This is a genomic window from Pseudomonas sp. EpS/L25 (genome assembly GCF_001512295.1).
Lineage (GTDB): Bacteria > Pseudomonadota > Gammaproteobacteria > Pseudomonadales > Pseudomonadaceae > Chryseomonas.
The window spans coordinates 1,153,471-1,174,881 of record NZ_LNUP01000002.1; the positions used below are offsets into that span (position 1 = coordinate 1,153,471).

Below are 21,411 nucleotides of genomic sequence, written 5' to 3' on the forward strand. Positions count from 1 at the left end.
GGGAGTCCTATGAAATTCAGTGAACAATGGCTGCGTAGCTGGGTGAACCCTGCGGCTACGCACGAGGATCTGGTTGCCCGGCTGTCCATGGCCGGCCTGGAAGTGGACGGCGTCGAAGCGGCGGCCGGGAGCTTCCAGGGCGTCATCGTCGGCGAGGTGGTCTCCGTCGAGCGCCATCCCGATGCCGACAAGCTCAATGTCTGCCAGGTCAGCAACGGCCAGGAGTCCTTCCAGGTAGTCTGTGGGGCGCCCAATGTGCGCGCCGGCCTCAAGGTGCCTTTCGCCACCGTCGGCGCCATCCTGCCCGGTGACTTCACCATCAAGAAGGCCAAGCTGCGCGGCGTGGAATCCCACGGCATGCTCTGCTCGGCCAGCGAACTGCAGATCAGCGACGATAACAGCGGCCTGCTGGAGCTGCCTGCCGCGGCTCCGGTCGGTGAGAGCATCCGCCGCTACCTGCAGCTGGACGACGCCATCATCGATGTCGACCTGACGCCCAACCGCGGCGACTGCCTGTCCATCGCCGGTCTGGCGCGGGAAGTAGGTGCCCTGTACAACACCACCGTCGAGCCGCTGCAGGTCGAGCCGGTAGCGCCCGTGCACCAGGAGACCCGTCCGGTCGAGGTGCTGGCCCCCCAGGCCTGCCCGCGCTACCTGGGTCGTGTGGTCAGGAACGTCGACCTGTCCCGCCCGACGCCGGACTGGATGGTCGAGCGCCTGCGCCGTAGCGGCGTGCGCAGCATCGACGCCGCCGTCGACGTCACCAACTACGTGATGCTCGAACTCGGTCAGCCCATGCATGCCTTCGATCTGGACCAGATCAAGGGCGGCATCCGCGTACGCCTGGCCGATGCCGGCGAGCGCCTGGTGCTGCTGGACGGCCAGGACATCGAACTGCGCAACGACACCCTGGTGATCGCCGACCACGAACGCGCCCTGGCCATCGCCGGCGTCATGGGTGGCGAGTACAGTGGCGTGGCCACCGGTACCCGTGATCTCTTCCTGGAAAGCGCCTTCTTCGACACCATCGCCGTGGCCGGCAAGGCTCGTTCCTATGGCCTGCACACCGATTCCTCCCACCGCTTCGAGCGGGGCGTGGACTTCGAACTGGCGCGCAAGGCCATGGAGCGGGCGACCCACCTGCTGCTGGATATCGTCGGCGGCGAACCGGGCCCGGTGATCGAGGCGGTCAGTGCCGAGCACCTGCCGCAGGTCGAGCCGATCCTGCTGCGCGCCGAGCGCATCGAGCGCGTCCTGGGTCTTACCCTGGACGATGCCCAGGTCGAGCGTCTGCTCAGTGGCCTGGGTCTGGCCGTGGCGCCCCTGGAAGCCGGTCGTTGGCAGGTGGGCGTACCCAGCCATCGTTTCGACATCAGCATCGAAGTGGACCTGATCGAAGAACTGGCGCGCCTCTATGGCTACAACCAGTTGCCGATCCGCTTCCCCCAGGCGCGCCTGGCGCCGCAGCCCCTGCCCGAGAGCAAGGGCGAGCTGAGCCAGCTGCGTCGCCTGCTGGTGGCCCGCGGTTACCAGGAAGCCATCACCTACAGCTTCATCGACGAAAAGACTTTCCGGCTGTTCGCGCCTGAGGCGCAGCCGGTGATGCTGGCCAACCCCATCTCCACCGACATGGCGGCCATGCGCTCGTCGCTATGGCCGGGTCTGGTCAAGGCCGTGCAGCACAACCTCAATCGTCAGCAGGACCGCGTCAGGCTGTTCGAATCGGGGCTGAGATTCGTCGGCCAGCTGGACAACCTGGTGCAGGAAAACGTCCTGGCTGGCGCCGTTTGCGGTTTGCGTCTGCCGGAGAGCTGGTCGTCCGGGCGTGAGGCGGTGGACTTCTTCGACGTCAAGGCCGATGTCGAGGCGCTGCTGTTCCAGGCTGGCGCAGGTAGCGACTTCCGCTTCGTCGCGGGCGAGCACCCGGCGTTGCATCCGGGACAATCCGCGCTGATCGAGCGGGCAGGTCAGCCGGTCGGCTACCTGGGCGCCCTGCACCCGGAAGTGGCGCGCGAGTTGGACGTGGATCGTCCGCTGTTCCTCTTCGAGCTGGCCCTGGATGCCCTGACCACCGGCAGCCTGCCGCGCTTCGGCGAACTGTCGCGCTTCCCGGAAGTGCGTCGTGACCTGGCGCTGGTGGTGGACGAAACCGTAGCCGCAGGCGACCTGCTGGCCGACATCCGCGAAAACGCCGGAGAAGGCCTCAAGGAGCTGCGTCTGTTCGACGTCTACCAGGGCAAAGGTATTGATCCACATAGAAAAAGCGTCGCCATCGGCTTGACCTTGCAACATCCATCGCGCACATTAACCGATGAAGAAGTCAACGAAACGACGCAGAAAATCCTCGTTTCTCTGGAAAGAAGGTTCAACGCCACGTTAAGGAAATAGCGCATGGGGGCCCTGACGAAAGCTGAGATGGCCGAACGTCTGTTTGAAGAGCTCGGTCTGAACAAACGTGAAGCCAAGGAATTGGTCGAACTGTTCTTCGAAGAAATTCGTCATGCGCTCGAAAGCAACGAGCAGGTCAAGTTGTCCGGTTTCGGCAACTTCGACCTGCGCGACAAGCGCCAGCGCCCCGGACGCAATCCCAAGACAGGGGAGGAGATACCCATCACGGCGCGCCGTGTGGTGACCTTCCGCCCCGGGCAGAAACTGAAAGCCAGGGTCGAGGCCTATGCTGGAACCAAGTCATAACGACGAACTGCCGGTCATACCGGGCAAGCGCTACTTCACCATCGGTGAGGTGAGCGATCTCTGCCTGGTCAAGCCGCACGTGCTGCGCTACTGGGAGCAGGAATTTCCCCAGCTGAACCCGGTGAAGCGCCGCGGCAACCGGCGCTATTACCAGCGCCACGACGTGCTGATGATCCGCCAGATCCGCTCCCTGCTGTACAACGAAGGCTTCACCATCGGCGGGGCGCGCCAGCGTCTCACCCAAGGCGACGAGACCCGCGACGAGGGTTCGCAGTACCACCAGCTCATCCGCCAGATGATCAGCGAACTCGAAGAAGTCCTCGTCGTACTGAAAAAGTGAAAAAAAGCTTCCATTAATCAAAGTGTTGCAGTAAGATGCACGCCGTTCCCTAGGGGAACACAGTCGGGGCGTAGCGCAGCCTGGTAGCGCACTTGCATGGGGTGCAAGGGGTCGAGTGTTCGAATCACTCCGTCCCGACCAAAAAACTCCGAGAAATCCAGTCACTTAGCGGTGACTGGATTTTTTTATGCCTGATAGTTTTCGCGATCTTTCAAATTTTGCCCCACTTTTTGCCCCACCTGTTTTCATCACGCCTCAAAAGAGGCGATTCAAAGGTGTTGAAACGGTGCCTGCTAGTTTGATGGGCGCCGACGGTGTGATCGTTCCGCCAGCCACTACTGCACGTGTGGCTTTCTCCGCCAGGCCCTTCGAAATCCGCAGTCCCATTTGGATGGCTGGCCGTCAGCTACCTGCGACAGCCTCAAGGCTGCACCCAGACGCTGCAGGTTACCTCCACAGTCAGGGTCTGCAATAGGTGCTGCCGGGCGTCCTGCAGGATCTGGTCGGAGCTTTGGCCCATGGGGCAAGATTTAATCAGCGCTGCGGCGATGGCTGCCGGTCGTGGTAGTGCGGATTTGGCATCGTCGCTTTAATTGCTATCAGGTAGAGGTCTAAAGCTAGGCTGGCGCACTGCAGGGCCTGGACACGTTCAGTGCAGGCAATGCAGTAATCGGTCACCAACAAAGCGAGCAGCCCATGGCCGTTTACTGCCGGGCTGGCCTGGGATGCTGTCTGACTCCCGGCTTACACTGGCTGCAGATTCAGGTAGAGGCGATTCCGGGCATTGCGGTAAGCCCAGTCTTATGCAAGCTGCTTCTGAACAAGCTGTTTTTGCCTGTATCCCCACGAGACTGGGTAGCGGCGGTCCATCCGCCATCATCGCTAGTCTGAACGAGCTAAAGGCCTCAAAAGCAATGTAGCGGTCGGCTAGGGTGTACGATTAGTAACCTTCACCGATCCTGGTTTTTCGATGCTCACCCCCCGCGTTTCCCTGACTTTATCATTGCTGCAAGCACGCGAAGCTGCCATGGCCTTTTTCCGGCCGTTGCTCAATCAGCATGGCCTAACCGAGCAGCAGTGGCGGGTGATCCGGCTGCTCAAGCAGCGCGGAGATACGGAGATGCACGAGCTTGCCAACCAGGCCTGCATCCTTAAACCAAGCATGTCCGGGGTGCTGGTGCGCATGGAGCAGACGGGCTATGTGACGCGCTATCGCAATGCCCGGGATGCGAGGCGGGTGCACGTCAAGCTGACCGACCAGGGCGAGGCTTGCTTTGCCGCCATGGCCGGCGGCATGGAAGCCAACTATCAGCGCATCCTTGAGCAATTCGGCGAAGAGAAACTCGGGACGCTGATCGGTCTGCTTGAAGAGCTCAAGCGGATCGAGCCAGAGGATGGGGTGGCGCCGGCCTCTGGATCCGAGCAGGACGCCTAGACGCCTAGTAGACGCCACCACCTGCCACCGGCTTTACGTCTTTGAAGTTCGCCAATAAGGCCTGTAAGCCCTTAACCAGCACGCTGGTGTCCACGCCCACGGCGACGAAGGTCGCGCCCAGTTCCAGGTAGCGCCGGGCCAGCCCCTGGTCGGCGCTTAGGATGCCGGCTGCCTTGCCGCTGGCGACGATCTGGCCGATGGCTGTCTCTATTGCGGCCTGCACCTCGGGATGCCCCGGATTGCTCCTATGGCCCAGGGCGGCGCTGAGATCGGCGGGGCCGATAAAGACGCCGTCGACCCCCTCGACCGCCAGGATCTCCGGCAGGGCGGCAAGGCCCGCGCGGTTCTCCACCTGCACCAGCAGGCAGAGTTGCTCCTCGGCACGATTCAGGTAGTCGGGCACGGTGTTCCAGCGCGAGGCGCGAGCGAGGGCACTGCCGACGCCTGATCATGGCCAGCCCGGTGATCCTCACGGCCACCACTGGCTTCGGCCTGGGCGGTGGGTTGTTCGCCCTGGCCATGGGTATCGCCCTAATCATGATGCTGGCGCAATCCACCACGTTCGCCGAAGCCGCCTGCCTGTTGCCCACGAACGGTTCGGTCTACGACTACCTGGCCTGCGGCCTGGGCCGCTTCTTCGCCATCACCGGCACGCTGTCCGCCTACCTGATCGTACATGTCTTTGCCGGCACGGCAGAAACCATCCTCAGCGGCACTATGGCCCTGGTCAATTTTGAATCCTTGAATGTCCTGACCGAACCAGGTGGTCAGGCCTGGCTTGTCGGTGTTGGCCTGGTGCTCGGCTTCGCTGTGCTCAACGTTTTGGGCGTTACGGTGTTCGGCAAGGCCGAAGTCATCCTGACCTTCGGCATGTGGACCACCCTGATGATCTTTGGCATCGCCGGCTTGCTCAAGACGCCCGCGGTGGCTCTGGACGGTCCCTTCGGCGCCTCCCTGGTAGGCGATGACCTCACCACGCTGCTGTCCTTGATCGGCATGGCGATGTTCATGTTTGTCGGCTGCGAATTTGTCACCCCCCAGGCCCCCGAGGTGCGTAATGCTTCGCGGACTCTCCCGCGCGCCATGTTGCTTGGGCTGCTGGGTGTAGCGGGCTGCATGTTCATATATGGCGCCGCCATGCGCCGGCAGGTAGAGAACGTCCTGATCGATCCCGCAGCTAATATCCATCTGCTGGACACGCCCATGGCCATTCCCAAATTTGCCGAACAGGTGATGGGCCCCTTCGGCCGGATCTGGCTGGGCATTGGCCTACTGTTCGCCGGCGCGGCCACCATCAACACCCTGATGGCGGGTGTGCCGCGCATTCTCTACGGCATGGCTGTGGATGGCGCCCTACCGCGAGTCTTTACCTACCTGCATCCGCGCTTCAAGACACCGGTGGTGTGCATCGCGGTGGTCGCCGCCATTCCCTGCCTGCATGCCTGGTGGCTGGGCGGCAATGCCGACCGGATCGTCCCGCTGATCCTCGCCGCGGTCTGTGCCTGGAGTACCGCCTACCTGCTGGTCAATCTCTCAGTGGTGCTGTTGCGCATACGTCGGCCCGACCTGCCGCGTGCCTATCGTTCACCACTGTTCCCGCTGCCGCAGATCATCGCCAGTGCTGGCCTGCTGCTGGGCATGTGGTTCATCACCCCGCCAGGCATGAACGCGGCGGACATCTATCGCCCTTTTAGCGCCATGCTCGCTTTGACGGCGGCCTTCGCGTTGTTCTGGACGCTCGTGGTCCAGCGCGTTCACCCGTTCCGCCCGGTACCGGTGGAAGAGGCGCTTGAAAAAGAATTCAACCGCGAGGTCGCCCTGCAGTTGCCCACCATCGAGCCCGTGCTGCGTGGTGCAGTCTGACATGTGGCAAATTTGGAAGCAGCCGGCCGGCTATCGTCCCGGTGCTACGCTGACACGCGTAGTACGTGATCTGCCCGGTCTCAAGGTAACGGAACTGGCCGTCGACCACCTGCAGGTGGGCCAGGAGGACCGGGGCTGGACCTTCGAGATCCAGGAGCGACCTCAGGCGCTGTTTCTCATGCACCTAGTGACCTGTCGCTTCCAGTTGCAGCGGCCGACCTGCGCCATTGCGCCTGTTCGTATCCGATTGACGCATAGGGGCTGGTGGCGGCGGACGGGATTGGCTTTCCGCATCCTTGAAGGGCGCGATCCTGCGCTGGAGCAATGGTGCGTTGAACTGGTACGGGATGTGGCGCTAATCAAGGCGCTGCAGGTACTGGATTTCCGGCATCTAGAACTTGAACGCCGGGGAGGACAGTGGCGCCTTGTGCTGGAGCCCTTTGCGGCCAGCGAGGTGGTGAGCCGCTTTCCTGCCTATCGCCGCTACCTGCGGCTTCTGCCCGACCAGGCCCAGGCCGCCTTGCAGGTGCTCGCGCGCCTGCAGGCCTGGATCGCCCCGGAAGTAGTGCCAAGTTAAGTGCCGAATATGGATAGTGCGCCGGTGTGCTTATTGCGTTCTGAACGGCCAGGTTACTGCGGGTAACGCCCGATCCCGGCAACCCGAGCGCACGCGAACAGAGGAGAGTGAGATGACCCAACAGGCCCTGATGCAGGATTTCGCCAACTGGACACAGGCTCTGCAATCGGTCTGCGGCCGCTTCCAGTCCTGGCTGGCGCCCGAGCACTCATTGTTCATCGGCGAGATCCTGCACCACGACATAGGCGGCTTCGAATACACCACCATCAGCACCAATGCCGGGCGCATCGCCTGCGAGCGGCCGCCGGGCGATCAGGTGGATGACCGTACCTGCTTTCTCATCGTCCAAGAAGCCGGGCACTCGGTTCTGCGCCATCAGGGCGAGGCGGTGGAGTTGCGCCCCGGGGACATGGCGCTGATGTGCCCGGAGTTTGATTGTGACATCCTGCCCTGCGGACTGATCCGCCATACCTCCTTCCATCTGGATCGCCAGGCGCTTGGAAGACGGCTGGCCGGCGGCGATCCGCGCTTCGGCAAGCTGCCGACCTCAGGTCTGACCACTCTGCTGCTGCGCTCTCTGGTCAGCCAGGTCACGCATCTCGACGCGCAGGCCGCTACCCCAGAAGAAGGCGCTGCCCTGAGCGAGGCCCTGCACGCGCTGCTGATTCCAGCCCTCGATCAGCGACGTGATCTTCCGCTTGAGAGCAATGAACACCAGGCCCTGAGTGGCCTCAAGCGCAACGCCCTAGCCATGATCGACGCCTCGCTGGGACAGCCACTGCTGTCACCCAACTGGCTGGCCCAGGAACTGGGCGTCTCGGTCCGTAATCTCTACCGAGCCTTCGAGGAGGGCGACAGCATCTGCCAGTCCATCATGCGCGCCCGGCTGGAGCGCAGCGCCGCCGACCTCAGCAGCCCTATGCTCCAAAGCGCCTCCATCACGGAGATTGCCTATCGCTGGGGCTTCACCGATTCGGCCCATTTCAGCCGTGCTTTCCGCAAGCGCTTCGCATGTACGCCCAAAGACTATCGGCGCCAGTCTGCCAATAGTTGATACGATTGGTTTCGAAAGAATGACTTGATAGTAAAGGCTTCAATTGGATTACTGTTCCAGTGAGATGCAATGGAGGCAAATGAGTGCTGAAGGCCTAACGTCAGGTTCCATATCTCCGTATCGCCCTCATTGAGCATGCACCTCGCAGCGAAGCTTTCAGCTTGACGACCACACGACTAAAGCTTCTGCCCAAAACCGTCTGCTTTTCCTTATGTTTTAATTTAACGATTACTTTTTATAAAGTAATATCCGGAGTTGTCAAGTAGTCCGGTTTGTCTTTTTGGTCTCCAATATTCTTGTTCCTTAAATAAGGGTAAAGATTTGATTGTTATAGCTTCTCCGTTTTTCATTTCTGGTTCCGATTTTAGGAGTATTGTTTCTTTGAATGTATAGCGATTTCGTTCTCTTTTTAGATGTCCAAGCTTTGTCAATAACGATAGTGCCGCTTCCAGGCGATCATTGCCCGCTATTCCTCTAAGCTTGCTTGGTCCTTTCTGCTTTATGTCACTTAGGCTGAATGTGTATCTCTCACCATTCTCAAGGTATGGAGGGGGCTGCTCGGGCATCGAAACCGATTGATTTTGGTTAGAATCGTAAGATTCCTGTCTATAGACTCTTAGAGGAAAATTCTTAATGAGGTGCTGAACGAGGCTTTCAGTATCTGTTACAAGTTGGGGTTCGCCAGCAAGATGTTTAAGAAAGTGCTTGGAGCATATGCGTGCAAACTTCCAGCAAAACTCTAAAGTAGCGAGCTCTATCTCAATGTCCTCGTCACGGTCACGCTCGAAGGCATGCAGATTGGCAGATAGGCGGCTAGCATTTTCTAACAATTTGGACGCATGATCTTTAGAAAATTGATGTAGTCCATTTTCACGCATTTCCTCTTCCAGCTGCTCTTCGCACTTGTGCCAAAAATCTACAGCAGGCTCTGAAAATCTTAATACTTGGCGGTTCGTTTTCGTTGATGATTGAATGCAATTTTCTATTTTATTATTAAATTGTTGATGTCGAATTTTTTCTTGTTTTTGATTGGTCTTGCTAATGCGATTGCCGGCCATTGATCGTGGCTTTGCAACTAAAAATCGGGCAAGAAATCCGGTGCCTCGAGCTTCTTCGCCGCGCTTAGCCATAAAGCGGGAAATGACGCTTGGCTGAGCCATTATTGATAGTGTTAAGCGTGCACCTTCGAGGTTAATGTTGCCTCGGGTGATTCGGCCTATGTTTACAGTCCCACCATCCCACAGCGTGTTTAATTTATCGAGTTCGCCAAGGGCTTTACCGTTAAAGATACTGTTGGCTTCGCTCGTTAGCAGGCATCCGTAGGGGTTATGGCTATCGAGCATCTGGACGAGAGCTTGTGGTGTCGTATCCTCATAAAGAAATGCACCGGAACGTTCAAGCTTAGGCTCTGATTTAAGATGCTCTTCTAATGTAGTTAATGCTATCTGAGCAATAGTTTTGTCTTTCGATGTAAATTTGTTGTATTCGCGTTCTAGTTGGCGCTTTTTTGTGTGCCAAATTTGGAGCTTTATTCGATAGTCATTGGCAGCGCTTTCATCGGCTCTACGTGCAGAATTATCCAGTTCGTGTATGCGTGAAAAGAAATAGTCTTGGGTTGCTGTTTTGCGCTCGCCTGAATCAGCGATTGTAAGAAGCATCAGGGATGTGGGTGTTTGATAGCCAGGAGGCATCTCTAGATCGATGCGCCCGTGGCAGGCCGTAGTAATTGCACCTAAAGCGCACATATATGCCATCTCGCTGGAAATCTGCAGTTCTCTGACCGCCTCCCTGACAGCGGCGTCAAGAGTGCTGTGCTCCCTAAATCGTGGCCATTCGTCATCTGCCACGGAAACGCCGCTACTCATTCGTACATCCATTTCAGTCCACCTTGCTGTGAAACAGCTATTTTGGCTATAGCTAGCGAAATTAGCAGAAAAAAATCAGTTTTCACGAAATTTTTGCAGCGATAGGTTTGGCAGTCACGGAGGCTCCTGCTGCCTGCTGCCTGCTGCCTGCTGCCTGCTGCCTGCTGCCTGCTGCCTGCTGCCTGCTGCCTGCTGCCTGCTGCCCCAGCAGCCAGCTAGAACAGTTTTTATTTATGAATCCTGCCAATCCTCTGAACGAATATGAGGAGCCCGTTCATGAGGATTATCCGCTTGAAAGAAGTCATGGACTCAACGGGATTGGCACGGTCGACCATTTATAAATATATAGGGGAGGGTACTTTCCCAAAATCCGTCTCTCTAGGTGATCGGTGTGTAGGTTGGGTTGATAGTGAGGTGCAGGACTGGATCTTGGCCAAAATCGAAGAGCGCGATGTTTCCTAGAGGTCTGCCACGGTCTTAATTGGTGATCTGGCATCTCGAATCACAAGCATAAACGCCACGATCAGCTGAAGCTGATCGTGGCGTTTATGCTTTATTCAAAAAGGTTGTAATGTCAGTTAACTCTGTCAGCATGTTTTGATGAGAATTTCTCAAGAATTACGGCAATCCTGCTCCAGATTACTCGACATCTTCGGGGTGGCCTTCAAGCGTTTGAGATGCATCTATTGATATAGCAATCGTAATGGTAATTAAATGGACTCGTAGAGGGCAAATCTAGAGTATCAGTTGCGGGTTGTGTACGTGGTGTTATCAATGCATGTTCAGTGGTAGGGATGTTTAAAAATAAATGCTCAGTTACCTGATATGTAGAATGAATCCATCAGGTACCTGCCATGCATAACAAAGTTCGCCATGCCAAACTTTCCCAAGCTGACACAGCACTCCAGATTAAATCTTTAGTTCAAGCGATCGAAAGTGGCCATGGACCCGCATTTTGGGTCGAGCCAAGCCGGCTAGGCTCAGAGCGCGTAAAGAGTACCCGGCTTTCCCATTACTTTAACCAAATTAAGCCGATGTTCGATTTTTTCGATGATCGAGTTCCCTACGATTACTGCGAATATCTGCAGGCGTTTCGTAGTGCGTGCCAAGACATTGGCCTTGAGCGCTCCATTGAAGGTCCTGTTTGTCTCAATGAAAGTGGTACCGCCTATTTGGATTACCACCAGAGTATGAATCTTCTTGTTGCGCAGATCCGTTACCTGACTCGGCAGCACTGGTATCGTCGCAGCAAGACGGTTCGCCGACAGATAGTTAAGCAGCAAGAGCAAGAACTTACGGAGTACGCCGACGCTGTGATGGATCACTATTCCAGGACTCTCTTAGTGAGAGTGAATCTCAAATATCATGCTGAATGCCAAGCTAGGTTAAGAATCGAGCATGTTTTCGAAGATTCAGATGCCTTGATTGCCAAGCAGCGTCGTCACCCGATATTCGAGCGTCTAATTGGCTACGCTTATGCAGTGGAGCAGGGGGATCGCAAGGGTGGGAGCGGTTACCATATTCACGCGTTGTACTTTTTCAACGGCAATATGACATGTCGAGATATATACAAGGCGACAAGAATTTGCCAATTGTGGCAAGAGGTTACATGTGGTCGGGGATTCGCCCATAGCAGTAACCATCATTACGAGCAACTTGGAGAAAAGCTAGGAGTCGGTCGTATTCTTAGAAGTGATCAGTCAGCTCGATTTAATATCTACGAGGTAGTGAGATATTTGGTGAAGGATAAGCAGCAACTGTGTCTAAAGCCGGAAGGGGCTCGCTGTTTGCGTAAGGGCGCGTTCAAGCGGCAATAGGGCAAACTTGTAGTCACAGTCTGGAGATTGGGAGAGCAGCGCAATAACGCAGTGTGAATGCCGGGCGCTGCGAAGCATGAGGGCGGTCGGCTTCTTGATTCCGAAGGCTTGAAAGCAACCGTTCTCTTAGACTGTATCGAAGAGTTCGTTGAGCCAACCAGATACCGCCGAAGGGCCTGGTAATGCTTGCAGTTTTCGGCGACGCACATTTCGGCTAGGAGACACCATTGAGCGCTTGTCTAGGCCGGGGTCGAACTGTGCCGCACGCTCAGTGACGCTCTGGCTGACACTGACTTGGTGTTCTCCACGGTGACTGCCGGATCAGCGTTGAAGGTCGCAACGGAAGCAGGGGGGCAGCTGAAACCTAGACAGTACTTTCTTGATCTAAACTCTGTCGCGCCAGCAACCAAGAAGGCGGGGGAAAGCGCTGTAACTAGGGGTGGCGCCTCCTACCTGGATGTTGCCGTCATGGCACCAGTGCCACCTCAGCGCCTGGCTACGCCGCTGCTCCTGGGCGGCACCGACGCTGCCGCCCTGGCTGAAACGCTGGGCGAGCTTGGCTTCAACGTGAAGGTCGTGGCCGAAGAGGTAGGCGTGGCTTCCGCCATCAAGATGTGCCGCAGCGTGATGATCAAAGGACTGGAAGCGCTTACGACTGAATGTCTGTCGGCCGCCCGCCATTATGGCGCGGAAGAGAGGGTGCTCACGTCACTGCACGCGAGCTTCCCGCACATGGGCTGGGATGCTCGCCAACCGCACTACCTGATCAGCCGCGTGGCGGAGCATGGTCGGCGCCGGTCCGAAGAAATGGAAGGGGTTGCCAAGACCGTCGCCGATGCGGGCCTGGAGCCGCGCATGAGTCTGGCGATCAGTGCGGCTCAGCGTGATCTGGTGGAGCGCATGGCGGACCTGGACATCCCTTATGCTGAGCCTTTCGATTGGCGAGTTTTGGTCGACCGGCTCGCGAAGCGTTGAATTGACTGCCTAACGCGTCTACGGGGCAGTAATGAGAAATTGCGCTTCGCCAGTTCAATCCAACGTAGAAGGTGCAGATGATCCTGCCGCTGCTCGAGGTGGTGAACCCAGATGAACGCCAATGTCGAAGCGCCTCTTACCATCGAGCAGCTGCGCGACTAGGTCGGCCGATCGCGGGCCAGGTCGAGTGGCTGTTTCACAAACATCTCTACGCCGCGGCCACACGTTACTACCTGGAACTGCGCATCAACGGAGGCCGCCGCCTACTGCCGCATTCTGCTCTGTCAGTGCCGGAGATGGCGGTTGCCGGCAGCTTCACCTCGGTCACCCAGTGCAGCAAGAGATACTTGGCTTACTTTAGCTATCCGCCCTCTGATGAGCGACAGCTGAACTATTGAAAGGGTGTCCAGGGTGCTCCGTAAGCCGTTGCGTTGTAGGTCTTACTTTCTACCTTGGCGATCTGCGTTGGGAAAGGTAGCGAGCTTGATCGAGTTCGATTCGCTCGACAATTCCGCCAAGGCCTGCGGTGTGTAATCCATGCATTGCGTCTTGCCGCAACGTCGTCAACCAGGGCGCAGACCCGGAAAAGTGAGACCACAGCTCATGGTCGGCTGTGTGGCGATGAGACCGTCTTTTGTCTAGCCAAAAGGGGATCAGCCCGTCATTACAGCTGAGCTTATTCAGCGCTCGTTGCCTAAGTGTAGAGCGCCACATGATTGCTCCATGGCAGTAGGCTATGGCCTGCACTTGAACGAGGTGTATTAGGCTCGGACGATGATCGAAATGCGTACCTTCGCCGAGGTGATAGAAGCGCGACGCATCATCGATGCCGTCTGCTGGGATTACCTCGAGCACGATTGCGAAGTATCCGTTCGGCTGTTGAATGTCGTAATCATCGGGGACAACGACGTGAAGCCGCAAACAGTCGGAGTCGTTGGTAGCAGAGCGACTGACGAGCCATTCCTCGAGGAGCTTTGGTTGCTTGTAGCAGAACAGGTGCGTATTTGCTGACGGGCTGCTGCCTTCGAGCCATTCTCGCTGAAGCTCAAACCGTGCAATGAGCCAGTCTATGTGACCTTGTTGGACGACCATCTTGAGGTGATCAGCATCGGACCAGGCCATCACCGGCAGTTGTAGCGACTCGGGAAAAAGAGAATTGATCCGAGACCGGGGTACGCCGTGTGCATCGAAGACATCAAGCATACGGCTGGATAGCTGGCGGGCTGGATTGACGCGACTTTTGAGCCATTGATATCCACTGCCAAGAGCCTTCAGCCCACCCATAATGTCCATGTGCAATCCTTCGTTTCAGCGAATGATTAGTTTTCCATCAACGTGACTCAAGGTCGTAATCAAAAAATATGCTCATTCCACGAATGCTCATCACTCTATCCTCTTTTTGCACTCTCACTGTGCTCGATCTGTCTCCTGGCCGAAGTAGCCATACGTAAAGCTGTTATTCCCTATACACAAATCTTTTGATAATTGATAACTGCGTTAATTAGCTGGAGGCTTACTAGTCTAGTCGGCAGTTTCCCGAATTGCTGAATACTGCCGTCTTGCTGTTAGTCAGAAGCGAATCTAACCTGATTCTAGGGTAGCACCTCAGCGTAGCTTGGCAGCCTCCAGAGAGATGATAGACATGACTGCCGCGATTGCAGAGGATCAGTCCCTGACTGGAGGGCACAAGGTTACTGATTTGAGTAGGTGCTACCGTCGCCGATTTAGGTGTCAGTAACAACTCGCGAAGTCGTCACCGACGGGCTTTTGAGCAGGCATCCAACGCTGCTTACTTGCAACGAATGGGATGCTGTGGCATGTCACCAAGGCAATCCTTTTATCACGCTCGTGCTCCTACGTTGGTAGCTGCGCTACTATCGTCGTAATTTCAGCGACGCCTCTGGCTTTGACGTTTGGCAGCTAGAGTTACCGCTGGTCGGTAAATGGATCAATTTTTTTAAGAATCTAAAAGCTGTGCCGATCTGTTTGGCTAAAGACGCCATCATGGCGTGAGCAGGATTATTGCCCTTTTTAGTGTATGGAGTATTTTCATGGACGAATCTAATCAATTGTCACTTGACGACAGCCTGGAAAAAACGTCGCCAAGCGTGTCGCCCCAGCCTGAGCCGGTGATTGGTATTCGACACAGCATCGTTGCCAAGCTGAACCTTGCGGACTACCAGAATGCCGTACCAGTCATTCGTGAGCTCAAGATTGTCAATGAGACCTCGCAGCGTTTTCGTGAGCTTGTACTGACACTGACTTCTTCTCCAGAAGTTTTCAAGCCAACCACATGGCACATCGACTCCTTAGGCGCTGAAGCGCAGCAACAGATCTCAGGGCTAGATCTTGTGCTTGATGGTGCCTTGCTGGCTCGGCTCGTCGAGGCGGAGAAAGCAACTTTGACGTTCAGCCTTCGAGCTTCTGGTGAAGAAATAGCGACGGCCGAATCGGTCCTTGAACTTTTACCTCGTATGCAATGGGGCGGCCTCTCTCATATCCCGGATATGACTGCTGCCTTCGTACAGCCCAACGATCTGGCGGTTGAACACCTACTGCGCCAGGCCGCCGAGGTGTTGCGCAAGAGCGGCAAAAGTCCAGCTCTGGATGGTTACAACGGAGGCGCCAGACGGGCGTGGGAAATTGCCTCGGCGATTTGGGGCGCCATGGCTGGGATGAAGCTGGTCTATAGCCTTCCGCCAGCCAGTTTCGAGCTGTACGGCCAAAAGGTCAGAAGCCCCAGTCACATAGCCGACACCGGCCTTGCCACCTGTTTTGATTTAGCGTTGTTCTTTTGTGCAGCCCTTGAGCAGGCAGGCCTGAATCCTGTTTTGGTCTTCACCCGGGGCCATGCTTTTGCGGGCGTCTGGCTCAAAGCCGAAGAGTTTTCCGCAACGCTCATTGATGACGTGACCGCTCTGCGCAAGCGGCTGAAATTGAGCGAGATTATCTTGTTTGAAACCACGCTCATTACCCAAGCGCCTGTTTCACCGTTCGCCTATGCCGTGGAGCGTGGCGCTGCTCAGGTCGCGGAAGAACAAGAGCATCAATTCGAGATGGTGCTCGATATTCGCCGGGCACGATTGCAGCGTATTAAACCGCTGGCGAGTGCTGATGCCCAGCACCTTAAGGCCGATGCGGCCTTAGAATACGAGCAAGATGGTGAGCTCCTGGTAGAGGATGCGCCGACGCTTCCGGAAGAGCTCGATATGGTTGAGATCGAAGACCTGTCAAAGCTGGATCCCCAAGACCGCCTTGGGCGCTGGCAGCGCAAGCTGCTAGACCTGTCGATGCGTAACAATCTGCTCAATTTCAAGGCGGGCAAGCGTTCCTTGAAGCTGGAGGCGCCTGATGCTGGTGCGCTCGAAGACGTGTTGGCTACCGGGCAGTCGCTAAAGATGCTGTCGCGACCGGACTTCATGGATGGCGCTGATCCGCGTGAGCGGGCCTTGTATGAGCAACGAGAACGTCAGGACGTGCGTCGTGCTCATGCACTGGATGGTCTCAAGCGCAAAGAGGTATTTATTGGCCTAACGTCTATGGAGCTGGATACCCGACTGACGGAGCTTTACCGGGGAGCGCGCGCTGCGCTGCAGGAAGGCGGAGCTAATACCCTATTCTTGGCATTGGGCTTCTTGAGTTGGACGCCTGAGGACCGTAAAGACAAGAGATACCGGGCTCCATTAGTGCTTGTTCCAGTGCGCCTTGAGCGGCGTAGCGCTCGCTCCGGATTCACGCTTCACCTGCACGATGACGAGCCTCGCTTCAATCCCACGCTTATCGAGATGCTGCGTGAAGATTTCGAGCTAAGCCTAGGCAAGCTCGAACATGAGTTACCCAGGGACGACTCCGGGCTCAATGTCGAACTGATCTGGAAAACGGTAGCCACGGTCATCAAGGACATCGCAGGCTGGGAGGTGAGCGAAGACATCTACCTCTCGACCTTTTCCTTTGCCAAATTCCTCATGTGGCAAGACCTGTCCCAGCATGCGGATCATTTGCGGGACAGCCCTGTGGTGCGCCATCTGCTGGACACTCCCCGTGACGCCTTTACTTCGGAAGTCGACTTCCCTGAGGCCGAACGCTTGGATCTTGAGTATGGTCCAGAGGAGGTGTTCTGCCCGTTGCCGTCGGACTCGTCTCAGTTGGCCGCCGTCATGGCCGGATCCAAAGGTAAAAACTTCGTATTGATTGGGCCGCCAGGCACTGGTAAGAGCCAGACCATTGCCAATCTGATTTCACAGTCTATTGCCCAGGGCAAGCGAGTCCTGTTCGTCTCGGAGAAGATCGCTGCGCTAGACGTTGTGTATCGCCGGCTACGTGAAATCGGGTTAGGTGAATTCTGCCTGGAGGTTCATTCCAGCAAGGCAAGCAAGGTAGACGTCCTGGCTCAGTTACAAACCGCATGGGAAGCCAAAGGGCAGACCGATCCTGCTTTGTGGCGTGCAGAGGCAGAGCGTCTCAAAGGCCTACGCGACAGTCTCAACTTGTATGTCGAGCGTCTGCATCACCGCTATCCAAATGGTATGTCGATCTTCGGTGCCATCGGCGTCGTGACTGCCAATCGTGAGGTGAGTCCGATCAGGCTGTTTTGGTCATCGCCGCATCACCATGACCGGGCGGGACTTCTGGCGCTGGAGGATCTAGCCAAACGGATAGAGGTGAATGCCGATGCAGTGGGGTACGGCCATCTCAGAACGCATGCCTTAATGGGGGTCGGGCAGACCGACTGGTCGCCCAAATGGGCGTCCGAACTCGTCCAGGTAACACGTGATCTACTCCCTCTGATTGATGCAATGCAGCGCAACGCCGACCGTTTCTTTGAGACGATTCAGTTGCCTCCAGTTGCCCTGACCGGTTCCGCTTTGGACAGCTTGGCGATGCTGTCGACCGTTTTGCCTCGAGCTGCGGGTCATGACTGGCGTTTCGTCCTACGCCCAGATGCGCGTAAGTTGGTCCAGAGACTTGGGGAGGGATGTGAGCTAATCGCTCAGCATCAAGCGCTTAACGCAAAGTTGACGCCTGCTTGGCCTTCAATGCTCTTGAACAAAGCGGACGAAGCTCTGGCGCTTTTGCAGCGCCGACGCGAAACCCAAGCCGTGTTTGGGCCCACCTGGACAGCCGAGGTGTTAGCGGCGACCAGTCAGGCGATTGGTTTGCTTGAGCAACTCGCTGATCTACGGCGACAGCTGACGGTGAGCTATACCGACGCTGTCGAAGCGCTCGATGTCCAGCAACTGCTGGAGCATTGGCGTAAAGCAGAGCAGTCTTTCTGGCCAAAATCCTTTTTTGGTATGCGCAAGATCCGAGAAACCTTCGGGAAGACCGCAAGCGGTCATGCCGCTACGGATGTGGCCAAGGATCTCTCTACTTGGATCAACATCCGTGTTGTCCGTAAGCAAATCGATGACCTTGCTTTGGGAGACAGGATCGGTCCGGTATGGCAAGGGTGGCGATCTAACCCCGCCCACTTGTCCGCCGGTATTCGTATGCAGCAGACCCTAGAGCTACAGAAGAGCGACAGCATCTGGGCAGACAGTGGATTTGAGCCCATTGAGCAGGGGGCATTGGGTGAATCTTTGCGGGCCGATCTTCACAGGCTACGTAGTGTTGCGCAGATGACGCAGGATCTGATGGCTTTCCAAGATCTGCAGGTCGCCACCGACGGGCTCTGGCAGGGGCTTACCACCACCGTCGAGCCACTTAAGGCTGCACTTATTTTCCAGCGGGCGCGCCTGTCGATTAGCGAGCATGGGGCAGTGTCGGAGGCCCATGATCTTGTCGCAGTTGGTCAGTGCGGTAAGGGCATGCAGCAGGATTACCAGTTGCTCAAACAGCGTGCTGGTCTAGAACGTAAATTGGTAGAGCTCGATGATTTGCACGAGGCCACTGCAGGCCTTTGGAATGGGCTACGAACCCGCACGGATAATGTGCAAAAGGTCATTGCCTTCCAGGCGGCACTAGCCGGAGCGATTACCCGGCTAGCCACGCAGGCAGAGGAACTAGTGGCATGCAAAGCAGCCTTGGGTCTTCTGCTAGGCGATGGAAATTCGCTCCTCGAACCTCAGGGCTCTGTAACGCTAGCAGGTGTGGCACTGCAGCAGGCACTGGTTATTTTTAGCCGGCAGCGCGAAGCGATGGCGACCGCTGGGCATTTCTCAGCGGCATCGCCGCTGTCGTCCGATCTTACCCTCGATGCCTTGCGGGCCCAGTGTGACGGACTAGTTCGCGCCGAGCCGCGTCTGAAGGCTTGGTGCGCTTGGCAGAAGGTCCGCGATGAGGCGGCGGGCGTTGGCCTTATGCCACTCGTGGAGGCCCTGGAAGCAGAGCAGGTAGTACCGGGTATGACACTTACGACCTTTAGCGTCAATTATGCACGTTGGTGGCTGGACACCGTTGTTGATCAGGAGTCGGTGATCCGGACCTTTGTTAGTGCCGAACATGATCAACGCATCCGTGACTTCCGCGCCTTGGACGAGCGTTTCACCGCCTTGACCCGTGACTGGCTGCGGGCACGGCTGTGTGCCGATCTACCCAACCAGGAATCTGTCAGCCGTTCCTCTGAGTGGGGACTGCTACGGCATGAGATGGGTAAGAAGACCCGCCATCTACCGCTGCGCGAGTTGATGTCCCGGGCGCCGGAGGCCCTGATGAAGCTCACGCCTTGCCTGCTCATGAGTCCTCTATCGATCGCCCAGTATTTGGCTCCGAGCGCCACACCCTTTGATTTGGTGGTCTTTGATGAGGCTTCACAGATCCCAGTTTGGGATGCTATTGGAGCTATGGCACGTGGTCGTCAGGTCGTCATGGTGGGTGATCCCAAGCAGCTGCCGCCAACCTCCTTTTTCGACCGAGCCGAATCCAGTGTCGAAGATGACGATGTCGAGACGGACCTTGAAAGCATCCTGGATGAGTGCATTAGCGCGAATCTGCCCACCCGTAATCTACGGTGGCACTATCGTAGTCGCCATGAAAGCCTGATTGCCTTCTCCAACCAGCGCTATTATGACTCGAAGTTGATCACCTTTCCGTCGCCTGTCACGACAGATACCGCGGTACGCCTCTGTGCGGTGTCGGGGGTCTACGAGAAAGGTCTGTCGCGTACGAATCCGATCGAGGCGCACGCAGTCGTGGCGGATCTGGTTGCCCGTCTCAAAGCTTCAGGTTTCCGCGAGAGCGGTCAGACAATCGGGGTAGTGACCTTCAATGGTGAACAGCAGAGACTGATCGAGGATCTGCTCGACCATGAGCGCCGCACTGATCCGGTGCTAGAAACCTTCTTTGCTGAAAACCAAATTGAGCCTGTCTTCGTGAAAAACCTGGAGAGTGTGCAGGGTGACGAGCGTGACATCATCTATTTCTCAACCACCTATGCCAAAGACCAGGTAGGAAACCTGTCGATGAACTTCGGTCCTCTGAACCGGCAAGGAGGCGAGCGCCGACTGAACGTGGCCGTAACTCGCGCGCGTCAAGAGCTCCTGGTTTTCTCTAGCCTCCGCCCTGAGCACATCGATCTTTCTCGGACCCAGTCGGTTGGAGTAAGAGATCTCAAGCACTTCTTGGAGTTTGCCGAGCGCGGTCCCCGTGCTCTATCTGAAGCCGTTAACGGTAGTGTAGGTGGCTTCGACAGTCCCTTCGAGCAAGCCGTGGCGGCAGCGCTTGCTAAAAAAGGCTGGCATGTCCACACCCAAGTTGGGGTATCGGGTTTCCGCATTGATTTGGGCGTGGTAGATCCAGATGCCCCCGGTCGTTATCTAGCGGGTATCGAGTGCGACGGCGCGACGTACCATCGCAGCGCAACGGCGCGTGACCGTGACAAGTTACGCGAGCAGGTGCTGCGTGGTTTGGGCTGGGAAATCCTGCGAATTTGGTCTACTGACTGGTGGATCGATGCTCAGGAAACCGCTTCACGAGTGCATTCTCGACTCGAAGCTTTGTTAGCCCTTTCGCGAACCAACCGCCAGGAGCGGGAGGCAAGAGAGGAAGCGCGACAAGCTGCGAAGCAGGCGGCAGAGGCTCTTGCGACTGCGCAGCAGGCTGCAACCAGCGAGGTGCCCGCTGCGCAAGATCCTGTGGTGGCTCACGTTGCGGGTAATGCGGCAGTTCAGATTAGCTACGCCCACTCGTTAGAACCGGTACCTATCGCTCATGCGGCTGAAGACCAAGCTTCCAGCCAAACTAAGCCAATTTACCGGGAGTCCACGCCGGAGGATTGGGTTGAAGGCATTGACGCAGATGCGTTCCTACATGCCGACTACGATCAGGTTCTGAGTCAGCTTGTGGCTCATGTCGTCGAGGCCGAGGGGCCCTTGCTGGATCAGACGCTGGCCCGACGTATTGCGCGTGCTCATGGCTGGACACGGACAGGCGCTCGAATTCGGGATCGAGTGATAGATATTGCCCGGCGTCACCACCGCAGCCACGAAGAGCAGGTAGGGGAGTTCTTCTGGCCAAGCGGCTTGGTCTTGAATAGGCAGGTTATTTGCCGGCGTGCCTGTCCAGAGACTGGAGGTCGTCCTGCAGATGAGATCTGCCTGGATGAGCTGGCGTCGCTTGCACGTGAGCTGCTAGATAATCAAATGGTTGCAGGAGAGGCATTACTCTACGGTATGGCTCGAGAGTTGGGAGTACAGAAGCTCAGTGCCTCAAGCCGGCTGCGACTGTCACGTGCGATTGAGTTGGCAAGTAATAGTTAGAGGTTGTTTGGAAAGGGCCGGTAGGGCCGCGACGAGTCCTTCCGGTCAAGCGCTTAAGCGCGGTAGGTAGGTAGGTAGGTAGGTGGATTCTTCCA

The 21,411-nt window shown here is 56.9% G+C and carries 13 protein-coding genes, 1 tRNA gene and 2 pseudogenes; 13 read left to right on the forward strand and 3 right to left on the reverse strand.

The genetic code is table 11. From position 1 onward, the window contains the following. Positions 1–9 precede the first annotated feature (9 nt). The 5 genes from pheT to hpaR all read left to right on the forward strand — a co-directional run bounded on the left by pheT (position 10) and on the right by hpaR (position 4,469). Positions 10–2,388 (forward strand): phenylalanine--tRNA ligase subunit beta, encoded by a 2,379-nt coding sequence (gene pheT, locus AR540_RS06425; protein WP_059227094.1) that lies wholly within the window; start codon positions 10–12, stop codon positions 2,386–2,388. A gap of 3 nt (positions 2,389–2,391) precedes the next feature. Further along, entirely contained in the window at positions 2,392–2,694 is a 303-nt protein-coding gene (gene ihfA / locus AR540_RS06430; protein WP_007159196.1) for an integration host factor subunit alpha, read from the forward strand. Beyond that, a complete protein-coding gene (locus AR540_RS06435; RefSeq protein ID WP_007159195.1) occupies positions 2,675–3,034 on the forward strand; it encodes a MerR family transcriptional regulator in 360 nt (119 codons plus the stop codon). Before ihfA ends, AR540_RS06435 begins: the two co-directional genes overlap by 20 nt. Before the next feature lie 64 nt (positions 3,035–3,098). Next, positions 3,099–3,175, forward strand: a tRNA-Pro gene (locus tag AR540_RS06440). Between the two features lie 829 nt (positions 3,176–4,004). Beyond that, a complete protein-coding gene (gene hpaR / locus AR540_RS06445; protein WP_059227097.1) occupies positions 4,005–4,469 on the forward strand; it encodes a homoprotocatechuate degradation operon regulator HpaR in 465 nt (154 codons plus the stop codon). A gap of 4 nt (positions 4,470–4,473) precedes the next feature. Here hpaR and AR540_RS06450 read toward each other — a convergent pair. Further along, positions 4,474–4,914, reverse strand: a pseudogene (locus AR540_RS06450) (aldolase/citrate lyase family protein); the annotation flags it as partial. Between AR540_RS06450 and AR540_RS06455 the strand changes: the two are divergent. The 3 genes and pseudogenes from AR540_RS06455 to feaR form a co-directional block, all read left to right on the forward strand. Continuing rightward, a pseudogene (locus AR540_RS06455) lies at positions 4,914–6,332 on the forward strand (APC family permease); the annotation flags it as partial. The pseudogenes AR540_RS06450 and AR540_RS06455 overlap by 1 nt on opposite strands. Continuing rightward, positions 6,319–6,909 (forward strand): DUF3156 family protein, encoded by a 591-nt coding sequence (locus AR540_RS06460; protein ID WP_236712011.1) that lies wholly within the window; start codon positions 6,319–6,321, stop codon positions 6,907–6,909. The pseudogene AR540_RS06455 and the gene AR540_RS06460, both read left to right, overlap by 14 nt. A 112-nt stretch (positions 6,910–7,021) precedes the next feature. Continuing rightward, positions 7,022–7,963, forward strand: coding sequence for a transcriptional regulator FeaR (gene feaR / locus AR540_RS06465; RefSeq protein WP_059227101.1), 942 nt, complete (start codon positions 7,022–7,024; stop codon positions 7,961–7,963). Positions 7,964–8,184: 221 nt separating this feature from the next. On the opposite strand, the gene AR540_RS24640 is transcribed toward feaR, so the two are convergent. Beyond that, entirely contained in the window at positions 8,185–9,828 is a 1,644-nt protein-coding gene (locus tag AR540_RS24640; protein WP_160328330.1) for a YfjI family protein, read from the reverse strand. 276 nt (positions 9,829–10,104) lie between these two features. On the opposite strand from AR540_RS24640, the gene AR540_RS24645 reads away from it, so the two are divergent. The 4 genes from AR540_RS24645 to AR540_RS26375 all read left to right on the forward strand — a co-directional run bounded on the left by AR540_RS24645 (position 10,105) and on the right by AR540_RS26375 (position 13,018). Then, complete coding sequence (locus tag AR540_RS24645) at positions 10,105–10,290, forward strand: helix-turn-helix transcriptional regulator (RefSeq protein ID WP_082706924.1); 186 nt, start codon at positions 10,105–10,107, stop codon at positions 10,288–10,290. Positions 10,291–10,682: 392 nt separating this feature from the next. Beyond that, a complete protein-coding gene (locus AR540_RS24650; RefSeq protein ID WP_082706925.1) occupies positions 10,683–11,645 on the forward strand; it encodes an inovirus-type Gp2 protein in 963 nt (320 codons plus the stop codon). A 468-nt stretch (positions 11,646–12,113) separates the two neighbouring features. Then, positions 12,114–12,620: a DUF1932 domain-containing protein gene (locus tag AR540_RS06475; RefSeq protein ID WP_059227105.1), complete on the forward strand. Its 507-nt coding sequence runs from the start codon at positions 12,114–12,116 to the stop codon at positions 12,618–12,620. Between the two features lie 77 nt (positions 12,621–12,697). Further along, a complete protein-coding gene (locus AR540_RS26375) occupies positions 12,698–13,018 on the forward strand; it encodes a hypothetical protein (RefSeq protein WP_153014176.1) in 321 nt (106 codons plus the stop codon). 49 nt (positions 13,019–13,067) lie between these two features. Here the strand turns inward: AR540_RS26375 and AR540_RS25240 are convergent, their stop codons facing one another. Next, positions 13,068–13,913 carry a hypothetical protein gene (locus tag AR540_RS25240; RefSeq protein ID WP_153014177.1) on the reverse strand — a complete coding sequence of 282 codons (846 nt, stop codon included), beginning with the start codon at positions 13,911–13,913 and terminating at the stop codon, positions 13,068–13,070. A gap of 758 nt (positions 13,914–14,671) precedes the next feature. On the opposite strand from AR540_RS25240, the gene AR540_RS06485 reads away from it, so the two are divergent. After that, positions 14,672–21,316, forward strand: a complete 6,645-nt coding sequence (locus tag AR540_RS06485; RefSeq protein WP_059227109.1) for a DUF3320 domain-containing protein — start codon at positions 14,672–14,674, stop codon at positions 21,314–21,316. Positions 21,317–21,411: the final 95 nt, after the last annotated feature.